The organism is Streptomyces sp. NBC_01525, from assembly GCF_045040405.1.
GTDB classification, from domain to species: Bacteria; Actinomycetota; Actinomycetes; order Streptomycetales; family Streptomycetaceae; genus Streptomyces; species Streptomyces benahoarensis.
On the sequence record NZ_CP109397.1, the window covers coordinates 1,134,579 to 1,147,141 of the forward strand.

Below are 12,563 nucleotides of genomic sequence, written 5' to 3' on the forward strand. Positions count from 1 at the left end.
CATTCTGCGGCCGGGGAGAGCGGTGCGCCCGCCGGGCGGGCGCGGCCCGGGGCCGGGCGGAGGCACCGGCCGCCGGGGTCAGCGGCGGTAGAAGGGCTCCTCGGACGGCTCAGCGCCGGGCGGCAGCAACGCCAGGTCGAGGCCGCGGACGAGCCGGGCGCGCAGCTCCTCATCCGCGGCGAGGGACTGGGCCAGTCGGTGGGCGGCGTCAGCGGCGGAGGCGTCGGGGGCGAGGCCGAGGGCGAGGGTCGCGTCGGTCTCGGCCGAGGGGGCCAGGTGGGCGAAGCGGACGGCGGGTTCGGCGGCGAGGAGGGTGCGCAGCGCGTCGAGGACGGCCGGGTCGGTGCGCGGGTCGGCGTCCTGGCGGCCCTCGGCGAGGGCGCGCAGCGCGGGGCCGGTGAGCTGGTAGGTGACGGGCCCGGCGAGGTCGACGACGACGGTGTCGGCCTTTTCGTGGGAGGCGGCCAGCAGCGCCTGGCGGAGCGGGACGGCGACCGGGCGGGCGTCGGCGCGCCAGCGCTTGAGGGTGTCCATCGAGGTGAAGGCGGGCAGCGCGCGGCGGCCGTCGGGGGCCTGGAGGGTGGGGACGGCCATATCGCTGGTCTTCTCGCGGCGCAGGCCGTCGGGCCCGGTCTCGCTCTCGCCGAGGACGGCGACGACGGGCACCAGGACGCGGGCGCCGGAGAGGGCCGTGAGGAGCTGCGGTTCGGCGCTCCGGTCGCGGTCGTAGGCGGCCAGCGCGGCCGCGAGGGCCGGGTCGGCGGAGCCGTCGTCGTCGGAGAAACCGGGGTCCGGGATGTTCTTCTGCGCCACAGGGCGAGCCTAGCGGCACGGGGGTACGCGGCCGGGGGCGGGTGCGGCGCGGTAGGCGCCACGGACCCCGCAACGAGCTGCCGGAGTGAGGTGTGGCCGCCGTGGTGGGGGCAGACTCGGTTCCATGATCGATCTGCCGAATGACATCCGCCTCAGGATCGAGGCGCCCAACTTCTGGTACGTCGCCACCCTCAACGGCGACGGATCGCCGCATGTGAGCCCCATGTGGGTGGGGCTCGACGGGGATCTGCTGCTGATCAACACCTCTGTCGGCCGGGTCAAGGAGCGCAACCTGCGCCGCGACCCCCGGGTCTGTCTGTCCCACGCGGACGCGGCCGACCCGTACGACCGGGTGCAGATCCGCGGCCGCGCCGTCCGCTTCGTCGAGGGCCCGGAGGCGGACCGGAACATGGACGAGCTGGCGCGCGCCTACCGCGGCGCCGCGGGGTACGAGTGGCTGCTCCCCGGTGAGCGGCGCGTGATGGTGCTGATCGAGCCGGACCGGGCGCGCCGCGTCACCGGCGTCGAGCCGCTGCCCGCGGGGGCGCCGGGGGCGGTGTCGTAGGGAGAAATCCGGGGTGCCCCGTACGGGTCCGGGCCTGTCGTCCCGGCAGTCCGGGCCCGTCGCCGTCCGGGGGCTAGCGGAAGAGGCGGGCGGGGTGACGGTCGCGCCAGAGGGCCGCGGCGGCGGCGAGGAGGGCGGTCCCGGCGGCCGCCGCGGTCCAGGGGAACCAGCCCGCGGGGGCGGCGCCGTGGCTCTCGGGGGTGCGGCCGGGGCCGAAGTGGCGCGCGGTGTGGGCGGCGGGGACCGGTTTCTGGGCGGTCGGTTCGAGGTCGGCGGCGGCCTTGAGGGCCGCGGCGGGGTCGACGGTCCCGGCGCCGCGGTCGTCGTTCCGCCCGCCGTCGGGACGGTCCTGCGCGGTGTCCATGAGGAGCTGCCGGATCTGCGCGGGGCTCAGGCGGGGGTGCGCGGCGCGGATGAGGGCGATGGAGCCGGAGACGAAGGCGGCGGCCGGGCTGGTGCCCCACCCCTCGTAATAGGTGCGGTCGGGGTTGGCGGTGGCGACCTCGTCGCCCGGGGCGGCGACGGTGGCGTACCAGTGGCGGGTGGAGAAGTCGGCGCGGTTGCCGTAACGGTCGACGGCGGTGACGGCGATGACGCCCGGGTAGGCGGCCGGGTACGAGGCGCGGTTGCCCTCCTCGCCGCCGTTGCCCGCGGAGGCGACGACGGGTATGCCCTTGCCGAGCGCGTACTGGACGGCGGCGTCCTCACGGGGTTCGGGGTGGGCGGAGACGCTGTCGTCGCCCAGGGAGAGGTTGATGACGTCGGCGCCGTGGTCGGCGGCGTAGCGGATGCCGTCGGCGAGGGCCCCGGCGCGTTCGGCGCGGGCGCGTTTACGGGCCGGGTCGTCGTCCTCCAGGATCACCCGGACCGGGAGTATCCGGGATTCCGGGGCGATGCCGAGCACCCCGTCACTCTTCTCGGGGCCATGGCCGTGACCTGCGATGATCCCGGCCATTCCGGTGCCGTGGACGGCCCACTGGGGGTCTCCGGGTCCGGCGCCGAAGCCGATGAGATCGCGTGCGCCGGCGACCGAGCCGCGCAGGTCGGGGTGGTCGGCGTCGACGCCGGTGTCGAGGACGGCGACGGTGACGCCCTTGCCCTTGGTGGTCTGCCAGGCGTCCTGGGCGTGGATGGCCTCCAGGGCCCATTCCTGGGCGCGGATGCCGTCGGCGCGGGCCGGGGCGGCGGTCAGCAGCGGTGCCAGGGCGGCGGTCAGGGCCGTGGTCAGCGCGGCGGCGGCGCGCAGCGGGGCTCGGGTCACGGGGATGCCTCCGTGGTGCGGGTGGTGCTCCCGGCGGCGGCGCGGAAGGTGGCCTCGATGCGGTCGGCGAGGCCCTTGGCGTCGTGGCCGAGCCCGGCTTCGGCGGCCACGGTGGTGGTGCCGGGCCGGACGGCGTCCGCGGCGGGCTGCGGCGTGGGGACGGTACGGCCGTCGGCGAACCCGGCGACGGCGGAGACGACGACCGGGATGTCGGTGAGCACCCGCACGGTCCAGGTGGCGCGCTGCTCGGCGCCGAAGGGAGCGGCCGGGGTGCCCTCGGGTGCGTAGGTCCGGGGCATGAGGTCCGCGTCGTCGGCCAGGCCCTTGGCGGCGAAGCGGTGACGCAGCGCCTTGAGGGTGTCCTGGTCGGCCTTGACGGTCCGGACGCCGACGGTGACGAGGTCGGTGCGGGTCGCGTCGAGGTAGGTGGCGCGCAGCTGGCGTACGCACCCGGCCGGAGCGAGGGCCTTGGCGAGGGACGGGTTCTCGGCGTCCCGGCAGGAGCGGTCCGGGGCGACGGCGACGCGGGTCCAGCGGCGGTCGGAGCCACCCGGCCCGGCGCCGATCCCGTCGACGACCGGCGGGAAGAGGGCGTCGACGGAGGCGTTGTGCCAGGCGTCGCGGCCGTTGTCGTACGCGATCTGGGCGGCGGTACGGGTGTCGGCGCCCTCGGTGAGCCAACTCCCGGCCACCGCCCCGCAGAGGAGCCCGGTGCCGAGAACGAGGCAGGCCGCGGCGGCGAACGCCCGGGAGACGGGGCGGCGCGGCGCGGACAGCGGCCCGGCCGGACGCAGCGGCCCGGCGCCTGGCGGCGGCAGCGGGGTGCGGGGACGGAACGGCCCGCCGGGGCGCCCCTGGGGCGGGCCCGGGGTGGCGGCGCGGGCCCGGTGCGCGGCGCCGTCGTGGTCCGCCCAGAGGCCCTGGCTACGGGCCAGGTGGAAGGCGGCGGTGTCCTGGAAGCCCGGTGCAGCGGCGGGCGCGGCCGTCGGGCGCAGGGGCGCGGCCGGTGCGGATGGGGCGGGCGTCGTCGCCGGGCGCGCCGGGGCGGCGGGCGTCGTCGCGGGGCGCGCGGCGGAGCCCGCACGCCCCGGGCGCGGGACGGTGTCCGCCGGGGGCACGGCGGGCGGGCTCTTCGGACGTGGCGGAGGCGGGAAGGCGCCGCCCGGCCCGCGGACGGGGATCGCGGGGTCCGGCGCGGGGGTTGCCGAGGCCGATGTCCGTACGGGGGCGGGGGACGGCGTCCGGGGCGGGGTGGGGGCCTGTTCCGGGTCGGGGGCCGGTTCCTGGGAGGGCGCGAAGGCCGAGGCGGAGGTCGCCACGGGGGCGGGCGTCGGGGTGGAGCCCGCTGCCGGGGCGCCGTCCAGGGCCCCTGCGGCTTCGGTGGGGACCCGGCGCAGCACGGTTGTCGCCGCGTCCTCGCCGGGGGGCGCGGGGACGGTGGACGGTGCGGCCGGTTGCGGTTGCGGTTGCGGGGGGACTCGGGGCGTGGGTACGTCGGCCGAGCCGCCGGACGAGGGTGCCCGGTCGAGCGACGGAACGGGGGTGGGCGACGCGGAGGGAGCCTTCGCCGGAGTGGACGGGGCGGCGGGGCCCGATTCCCGGCCGGACGGCGTGGCCGGGCCCGCAGTGGGTGGCGTACCCGAGCCGGACCCCGCAGCAGACACCCCGGAGGGCGAAGCCGCGCCCGAAGCAGGTGGCGTGCCCGCGCCGGACGTCCCACCGGGAGCCGCCCCCGAGCCGGACGGAGCAGGCGGCACGGCCGGGCCCGGGCCGGACCCCGGAGCCGGACCGGGCACAGGCGCGCCCGGCCCCGGCGTCGGCACCGTAGGACGCCCGGAGGCAGGGAACGTCGGCGCCACGGAACCCCCGGGCCCGGGCGGCGTCGGCGGACCGCCGTCGCCCCCCTCCCCGCCCGCGGGCCGTCCCGCCATGGACTCCCGTACCACGGGTACCTCCGGAAGGGATCGCGAGGACGCGGACGGCACGGGGCCGTCCAGTTCGGCGGCGGGTCGGGACGGTCCGGGCGACGGGACGGAGACGGCGCGTCCGGCGGACTTCTCCGGCAGCGGGTGGGGCGGAACGGCGGATGCGGGGCCGTCCAGCGCGGCGGCGGGCGGCGGGACGGGCGTGGGGCGGTCCGCGGCCGCGCCCGGCGAGGCGCCCGCAGCCACCCGGGACACTCCCACCGGTCCGCCCTTCGCCGCATCCCCACCGGGACGGCGCGGGCCGGACGCATGGCCCTGCCCCTCCGAAGACGCCTCTCCCCCACGGCGACGCGGGCCCGACGAACGGCCCTTCAACAGCCGCCCCTTCACCCCCCAGCCCTTTCCGCCGCGCCCCTTCGGCTTCGGCGGCCGGCCCTTCGTGGACGGCTCGTCCCCCGTGGCCACCACCGGGTCCGCCAGGGGACGGGGCGGCACCGACGGCGCACCATCCGGGGTGCGGGACGTCCCGGCGCGCCCCTGCGTACCGCGCGGCGGCTGCGGGTCGTCGAGACGGATCACGGGCAGGCTCGCCGTGTCGCGTTCCAGGTTGGCCGGGGGGTAGGACGGGGGCGGGGGTATCGGGGGGAGGTTCGGCTTTCCGGCACAGTCCGCCTCGGTGCTCACCCGCGCCCCCCTCGCGCCACACACCCGTCCCCGTACCGCAATCGGGGCAAGGTGGTTCTTATCCCTGTAAAACGCCGCTGACCCGCTGGTTACGGCATCCGGACACTCTACGGTCTCCGGTGGTCCGGCCCGAACCCCCGCGGCCGGTGCGGCGGGTTCCCTGCCCCTACCCAGTGGTAGCGGTGTCTGGCAGGCTGCCGCCATGTCCCAGGACCCCGCCGTCGCGTATGGCGACAAAGCCCGTTACGACCGTGCGACCGCCGGACTGGACGCGCCGCTGGCCGTCGTCGATCTGACCGCCTTCGACGCGAACGCCGACGATCTGGTGCGCCGTGCGCAGGGCAAGCCGGTCCGGGTCGCGAGCAAGTCGGTGCGCTGCCGGGCGCTGCTGGAGCGGGTGCTGGCCCGGGAGGGCTTCGCGGGGATCATGAGTTTCACGCTCGACGAGTCGCTGTGGCTGGCGCGTTCGGGCTTCGGCGACGTGCTGCTGGCGTACCCGACGGCGGACCGTGCCGCGCTCACCGAGCTGACGAAGGACGCGCGGGCGGCCGCCGCGGTGACGGTGATGGTCGACGACCCGGCGCATCTGGACCTGATCGACGCCTGCCGTCCCACCGGTCGCGGGGCGGAGATACGCGTCTGCCTGGAGCTGGACACCTCGTACCGCGTCGGCGGCGGCGCGCTGCGGGTCGGCGCCCGCCGGTCGCCGCTGCGCCGCCCGTCCCAACTGGCCGCGCTGGCCGGAGAGGTGGTGCGCCGCCCCGGCTTCCGGCTGGTCGGGCTGATGGCGTACGAGGGGCATGTGGCGGGTGTGGGCGACGAGGTCGCGGGGCGGCCGGTGTTCTCGCGGACGGTGCGGATGGTGCAGGCCGCGGCGCGCAAGGAGTTGGCGGGGCGGCGCTGGGAGGCCGTACGGGCGGTGCGGGCGGTGGCGCCGCGGCTGGAGTTCGTCAACGGCGGTGGCACCGGGAGTGTGCAGCACACGGCGGCGGAGGCGGCGATCACCGAGATCGCGGCCGGTTCGGGGCTGTTCGTGCCGCGGCTGTTCGACAACTTCCGGGCGTTCCGGGGGCGTCCGGCAGCGCTGTTCGCGCAGCCGGTGGTGCGGCGCCCCGGGCCCGGGGTGGTGACGGTGCTGGGCGGCGGCTATCCGGCGTCGGGGGTGGCGGGCACCGACCGGCTGCCGGAGCCGTACCTTCCGGCCGGGCTGCGCTACGACCCGCAGGAGGGCCCGGGCGAGGTGCAGACGCCGCTGCTGGGGGCGGCCGCCGACCGGCTGGAGATCGGCGACAAGGTGTGGTTCCGCCACGCCAAGGCCGGTGAGCTGTGCGAACGGTTCGACGCGCTGCGGCTGGTGGACGGCGACCGGGTGGTGGCCACGGTGCCGACGTATCGGGGTGAGGGGCGGACGTTCCTGTAGGGGCGGGGCGGGGTGGCTCGGGGAGGCCGGACCCCGCACGGAGCCCGGCTGCCGTAGGCCGGACCACGCCCTCAACCCCGCGCGGTCCGGCCCGGTGACTCAGCCGTGGATACGGTCGCTCTGGTCGGGGACGACGCTGGTGTCGGGGCGACGCAGCGGCCCGGGGACGCCGTCGGTGTTGATGTACCCCTGGGTGGCGCAGGGGTAGGTGCCGGACTTGCGGGGCAGCGGGTCGATGAACATCGGGTTGATCACCCAGCGGTCGTCGGCGTTGTCGTAGCCGCGGCACATGACCTCGGTCTTGTTGCGGTTGATCACCAGGTGGGCGCCGGTGGCGTCGTCGACGAAGGTCGAGTCGGTGTCGGCGTCGCCGCCGCCGAGGGCGATGCGGTGCGCGGGGTCCTGCTTGCGCCACGCCTCGGCGCCCTTGAGGTGGAAGATCTCCTGGTTGATCCAGCAGCGCTTGCCGTCGATGTAGGGGATGGCGTCGCCCTGGGAGTCGGGCATGTCACCGCAGCCCTGCGTCCGGTACGTCAGCTTGTCCTCGTCGTCGAGGATGCTGCGGATGGCGATGGTGTGGGCGCGGTCGAAGCCGAGAGAGCGGGACCACACCTCGGTGACCGGCTTGGAGCCCGCCGAGACGATGTAGACGTCGAACCCGGCCCGGCGCAGCGTACGCACCAGGTCCTTCTGCTGGTCGTAGTAGCGCACGTACGCGGAGAGCGTGTGGGTGCCGACCTTCACGGTGGCGCCGACGGGCGCGGCGAGGGCGGCCTTGCGGCCGGCGGCGGCGTACGAGCGGACCTCGTCCTCGGTGTGACCGGCGAACAGCTGCGGCACCCAGGCGTATTCGGGGACGGTGCGGCGGTGGTTCCAGGTGCCGGAGAAAGCTTCCTGCCCGCTCATCGTCTTCGCCTCGGCGCGGATCTGGAGGATCTCGTCGGCGCAGTCGGCGTCGGTGGAGGTGGGCAGCGGGGCGCCGACGGGGACGGACGTGCCGCAGGCGGCGGTCAGCGCGCGGTCGGCGGCGGGCGTCATCCACGTGCTGGTGTCGCGCCAGTGGGCGGGGCGCAGGATCTTGTCGTGCAGCAGGGACCAGTTGAGCGTCGCGTCGGTGACGTCGTTCTTGGTCATGGTGTTGTCCCAGTCGAACGCGGCGACGGGGGCGCGGCCGTGGCCGTGGGCGAGGCCCGGGTTCTCGCAGGTGCCACGCTCGTCGATGGTGCGCTGGAGCTTGGCGCGGTTGTGGCCGTACCAGGGCAGGTCGCGGGAGAGCTGCGGGCAGCGGGTGGCGTGCGGGGACTCGGCGCGGGCGGGGGCCGCAGCGGTCGCCGGGACGCTTCCGGCGAGGAGGGCGGCGGTGGCCAGGCCCAGGGCCAGGGCGGGTCTGCGCATGGGGACTCGACTCCGGTGTCCGGTGCGGATGGGAAACGTGCCGGGACCGGCACCTGGTGGCGCCGGTCCCGGCCGTGACGTGCGACTTTACCCAGCCTCACATCGGGGTGACATAGGCCCCGGCGATACCGCCGTCGACCAGGAATTCGGCGGCGTTGACGAAGGAGGAATCGTCGCTGGCGAGGAAGGCGACCGCGGCGGCGATCTCCTCCGGTTCGGCGAAGCGGCCGACGGGGACGTGGACCAGGCGGCGCGCGGCGCGCTCGGGGTCCTTGGCGAACAGCTCCTTCAGCAGTGGGGTGTTGACCGGCCCGGGGCACAGGGCGTTGACGCGGATGCCCTCGCGGGCGAACTGCACGCCCAGTTCGCGGGACATCGCGAGGACGCCGCCCTTGGAAGCGGTATAGCTGATCTGCGAGGTGGCGGCGCCGAGGACGGCTACGAAGGAGGCGGTGTTGACGATGGAGCCGCCGCGCCCGGTCCGCTCGAACTGGCGCCGCATATAGGGCAGGACGTGCTTGCAGCAGAGGTAGACGGAGGTGAGGTTGACCTCCTGAACGCGCTTCCAGGCGTCGAGCCCGGTGGTGAGGATGGAGTCGTCCTCGGGCGGGGAGATCCCGGCGTTGTTGAAGGCGATGTCGACGGAGCCGTAGGTGTCGAAGGCGGTGCGGTAGAGCGCTTCGACCTGGTCGGAGTCGGTGACGTCGACCTGGACGAAGAGGCCGCCGGTCTCCTCGGCGGCGGCCTTTCCGGCCACCTCGTCGATGTCGGCGCAGACGACGTGGGCGCCTTCGGAGGCCAGGCGGCGGGCGGTGGCCAGGCCGATGCCGCTGCCCGCTCCGGTGACGACGGCGGTGCGGTCCACCAGGCGGCGGCAGACGGGGGTCTGGTCGGTCACGAGCTCTCCTCGGTGCTGATGAAGACGTTCTTGGTCTCGGTGAAGGCGGTGAGCGCCTCGGGGCCCAGTTCGCGGCCGATGCCGGACTGTTTGAAGCCGCCGAACGGGGTCTGGTAGCGCACGCTGGCATGGGAATTGACGGAGAGGTTCCCGGCGGCGACGGCGCGCGAGACGCGCAGGGCGCGGCCGATGTCGCGGGTCCACAGGGAGCCGGACAGGCCGTAGTCGGTGGCGTTAGCGAGGCGGATGGCGTCGGCCTCGTCGTCGAAGGGGAGGACGACGGCGACCGGGCCGAAGATCTCCTCGACGGCGGCGCGGTCGTCGGGGCGCCCCGTGAGGACGGTGGCCGGGTACCAGAAACCCTTGCCCTCGGGGGCCTCGCCGCGGATGGCGACGGGGGCGCCCTCGGGGACGTAGGACCGTACGCGGTCGCGCTGGGCGGCGGAGATCAGCGGGCCCATGCGGGTGGCGGGGTCGGCGGGGTCGCCGGCGGTGAACGCCTTGACGGCGGGCTCCAGCAGCTCCATGAAGCGGTCGTGGACGGAGCGTTGGACGAGGATGCGGCTGCGGGCGCAGCAGTCCTGGCCGGTGTTGTCGAGGAAGGAGCCGGGGGCTGCCGCGGCGGCGGCCTCAAGGTCGGCGTCGGCGAAGACGATGTTGGGGCTCTTGCCGCCGAGTTCGAGGGTGAGGCGTTTGGTCTGCGCGGCGCAGCGGGCGGCGATGTGGCGGCCGGTGGCGGTGGAGCCGGTGAAGACGACCTTGGCGACGCCGGGGTGGTCGACGAGGGCGGCGCCGGTGACCTTGCCCTCGCCGGGCAGGACCTGGAAGAGCCCTTCGGGCAGCCCGGCGTCGAGGGCGTGGCGGGCGAGGCGGAGGGCGGTGAGCGGGGTGGTCTCGGCGGGTTTGAGGAGTACGGCGTTCCCGGCGGCGAGGGCGGGGGCGGCGCCCCACGCGGCGATCGGCATCGGGAAGTTCCAGGGCGCGATGACGGCGACGACGCCGAGCGGTTCCCGGAAGGTGACATCGAGGCCCCCGGCGACCGGGATCTGACTGCCAGTCAGGCGCTCGGCTCCCCCGGCGGCGTAGTGCAGCAGATCGCGGACGTTGCCCGCCTCCCAGGTGGCGTTGGCCAACGGGTGGCCGGCCTCCAGGAGTTCGAGGTGGGCGAGGGAGTCGAGGTGGGCGTCGACGGTGTCGGCGAAGCGGCGCAGCAGACGGGCGCGGTCGACGGGGGCGAGGGCGGCCCATTTCTCCTGGGCGGCCGCGGCCCGCCGGACCGCCGCGTCGACCTCCTCGGGGGAGGTGACGGGGACGGTCGCCACCGTCTCCTCGGTCGCCGGGTTGATGATGTCCAGCTCGTGCGGCACGGGCAGTCCTTACATGCGCTCGAAGGAGCGGAAGCGCTCCCAGTCCGTGACGGCCGCGTCGTAGGCGTCCTGTTCGACGCGGGCCATGTGGCGGTAGTGGTCGACGACGTCGTCGCCGAAGGCTTCGCGGGCGAGGGCGCTGCGGTCCCACCACTCGGCGGCCTCGCGGAGGGTGGCGGGGACGTGGGCGGCGTCGCCGTCGTAGGCGTTGCCGGTGCAGGCGTCGGGGAGTTCCAGCTTCCGGTCGATGCCGTGGAGTCCGGCGGCGATCATTCCGGCGACGGCGAGGTAGGGGTTGACGTCGCCGCCGGGCAGCCGGTTCTCCAGGCGGAGGGCGGCGCCGTGGCCGACGACGCGCAGCGCGCAGGTGCGGTTGTCGGGGCCCCAGGCGACGGCGGTGGGGGCGAAGGAGCCGGGGCGGTAGCGCTTGTAGGAGTTGATGTTGGGGGCGTACAGGAGGGTGAAGTCGCGCAGGGCGGCGAGCTGTCCGGCGAGGAAGTGGCCCATCAGCGCGGACATGCCGTGCGGTCCGTCGGGGTCGGCGAGGACGGGGCGGCCGTCGTCGTCGCGGAGCGAGAGGTGGATGTGGCAGGAGTTGCCCTCACGCTCGTCGTACTTGGCCATGAAGGTGAGCGCCATGCCCTCCTGGGCGGCGATCTCCTTGGCGCCGGTCTTGTAGACGGCGTGCTGGTCGCAGGTGGTGAGGGCATCGTCGTAGACGAAGACGATCTCGTGCTGGCCGAGATTGCACTCGCCCTTGGCGGACTCGACGGTCATTCCGGCGGCGTCCATCTCGTTGCGGATGCGGCGCAGGACGGGCTCGACGCGGCCGGTGCCGAGGACGGAGTAGTCGCCGTTGTACTGGTTGGCGGGGGTCATCTCGCGGTAGCCGCGTGACCAGGCGTCCTCGTAGGTGTCCTTGAAGAGCTGGAACTCCAGCTCGGTACCGGCGAAGGCGTGCAGTCCGCGTGCGGCGAGGCGGTCGAGCTGACGGCGGAGTATCTGCCGGGGCGAGGCGGTGACGGGCGTGCCGTCGTGCCAGGCGAGGTCGGCGGTGATCAGGGCGGTGCCCGGGTTCCAGGGGGTGCGGCGCAGGGTGGCCGGGTCACCGTGCATGGCGAAGTCGCCGTAGCCGCGCTCCCAGGAGGACATGGCGTAGCCGTCGACGGTGTTGAGGTCGACATCGACGGCGAGGAGGTAGTTGCAGCCCTCGGTGCCGTGGTCGAGGACGGCGTCGAGGAAGTGGCGGGCGGCGAACCGCTTGCCCTGGAGCCGTCCCTGCATATCGGTGAAGGCGAGGACGACGGTGTCGATCTCCCCGGCGGCGACGAGCCTTCTCAGCTCCTCGACGGAGAGCGGGGGCGTGCGGTGGGCCACGGTGTTGCCTCCTGTCGCTGCGGTCCGGAGAGCCGCCAGGGCCTCCGGCCGGAATAAGGTATGCATACGAACCATTGGTTGGGAAGGGGTCGGGATGGACGGTGCGGCGGATGGGCTGGCACCCGTGCTGCGGCCGGTGCGGGCGGGCAACGGCTTCGAGGAGGCGCTGGAGCAGATACTCCAGATCGTCCGGCTGGGCCTGGTGGCACAGGGCGAACGGCTGCCCGCGGAGCGGGAGTTGGCCGACCGGCTGCGGATCAGCCGGGTGACGCTGCGCGAGGTGCTGAAGGTCCTCCAGGACGAGGGCCTGGTGGAGAGCCGGCGGGGCCGGTACGGCGGCACGTTCGTCCGGGCGCGCGACGCGCATCCGGGCGAGGCGGAGTTGCGCCGCCGGACCGACCGGATCGATGTGGAGGACACGCTGCGCTTCCGCGAGGTGCTGGAGACCGGCGCCGCGGGGTTGTGCGCGGCGCACGGCCTGTCGGCCGCCGACGCGGCACGGCTGCGCGGCTGTCTGGCCGCGACCCGGGACGCGCCGCTGGCCGACTACCGCCGCTGCGACACCCTGCTCCACCTCGCGCTCGCGGAGCTGTCCGGCTCCCCCTCGCTCGCGGCGCAGTACGCGGCGGTGCGCGCCCGGGTGAACGATCTGCTGGACTGCATCCCGCTGCTGGTCCGCAACCTGGAGCACTCCCAGGCCCAGCACGACGCGCTGGTGGAGGCGGTGCTGGAGGGCGATGCGGACGGCGCCCGCGAGGTGGCGCGCGAACACTGCGGCGGCACGGCGGCGTTGCTGCGGGGGTTTTTGACGCGGCCCGCGGGGTGAGGCGGGCAGGCGGCGGGCGCGGCACAAAGCGG

Annotated in this window: 10 protein-coding genes; 3 read left to right on the forward strand and 7 right to left on the reverse strand. The window is 75.2% G+C overall.

What is annotated here, in order from left to right; genetic code table 11:
- Positions 1-78 precede the first annotated feature (78 nt).
- The gene (locus tag OG422_RS05045) at positions 79-813 is read right to left on the reverse strand and encodes an SseB family protein (RefSeq protein ID WP_405740128.1); all 735 of its coding nucleotides are present in this window, start codon (positions 811-813) and stop codon (positions 79-81) included.
- Between the two features lie 124 nt (positions 814-937).
- Here OG422_RS05045 and OG422_RS05050 point away from each other — a divergent pair, with 124 nt between their 5' ends.
- Positions 938-1,378 (forward strand): PPOX class F420-dependent oxidoreductase, encoded by a 441-nt coding sequence (locus tag OG422_RS05050; protein WP_143944714.1) that lies wholly within the window; start codon positions 938-940, stop codon positions 1,376-1,378.
- A 73-nt stretch (positions 1,379-1,451) separates the two neighbouring features.
- Here OG422_RS05050 and mycP read toward each other — a convergent pair whose 3' ends face one another.
- Positions 1,452-2,639, reverse strand: coding sequence for a type VII secretion-associated serine protease mycosin (gene mycP / locus OG422_RS05055; RefSeq protein WP_143944713.1), 1,188 nt, complete (start codon positions 2,637-2,639; stop codon positions 1,452-1,454).
- Positions 2,636-3,757, reverse strand: a complete 1,122-nt coding sequence (locus OG422_RS05060; protein ID WP_405740133.1) for a hypothetical protein — start codon at positions 3,755-3,757, stop codon at positions 2,636-2,638. The genes mycP and OG422_RS05060 overlap by 4 nt, the downstream gene beginning before the upstream one ends.
- A 1,693-nt stretch (positions 3,758-5,450) precedes the next feature.
- Here OG422_RS05060 and OG422_RS05065 point away from each other — a divergent pair.
- The gene (locus OG422_RS05065) at positions 5,451-6,668 is read left to right on the forward strand and encodes an amino acid deaminase/aldolase (protein ID WP_405740136.1); all 1,218 of its coding nucleotides are present in this window, start codon (positions 5,451-5,453) and stop codon (positions 6,666-6,668) included.
- Positions 6,669-6,767: 99 nt separating this feature from the next.
- On the opposite strand, the gene OG422_RS05070 is transcribed toward OG422_RS05065, so the two are convergent.
- From OG422_RS05070 to OG422_RS05085, 4 genes are all read right to left on the reverse strand, one after another.
- Positions 6,768-8,063: a haloacid dehalogenase-like hydrolase gene (locus OG422_RS05070; RefSeq protein WP_143942254.1), complete on the reverse strand. Its 1,296-nt coding sequence runs from the start codon at positions 8,061-8,063 to the stop codon at positions 6,768-6,770.
- Positions 8,064-8,160: 97 nt separating this feature from the next.
- A complete protein-coding gene (locus OG422_RS05075; protein WP_405740139.1) occupies positions 8,161-8,961 on the reverse strand; it encodes a 3-oxoacyl-ACP reductase in 801 nt (266 codons plus the stop codon).
- Positions 8,958-10,328 (reverse strand): aldehyde dehydrogenase family protein, encoded by a 1,371-nt coding sequence (locus OG422_RS05080; RefSeq protein WP_405740142.1) that lies wholly within the window; start codon positions 10,326-10,328, stop codon positions 8,958-8,960. The genes OG422_RS05075 and OG422_RS05080 overlap by 4 nt, the downstream gene beginning before the upstream one ends.
- A 9-nt stretch (positions 10,329-10,337) precedes the next feature.
- Entirely contained in the window at positions 10,338-11,705 is a 1,368-nt protein-coding gene (locus tag OG422_RS05085) for a glutamine synthetase family protein (protein WP_405740145.1), read from the reverse strand.
- A 94-nt stretch (positions 11,706-11,799) separates the two neighbouring features.
- Between OG422_RS05085 and OG422_RS05090 the strand changes: the two genes are divergently transcribed.
- Positions 11,800-12,531, forward strand: a complete 732-nt coding sequence (locus tag OG422_RS05090) for a FadR/GntR family transcriptional regulator (protein WP_405740148.1) — start codon at positions 11,800-11,802, stop codon at positions 12,529-12,531.
- Positions 12,532-12,563: the final 32 nt, after the last annotated feature.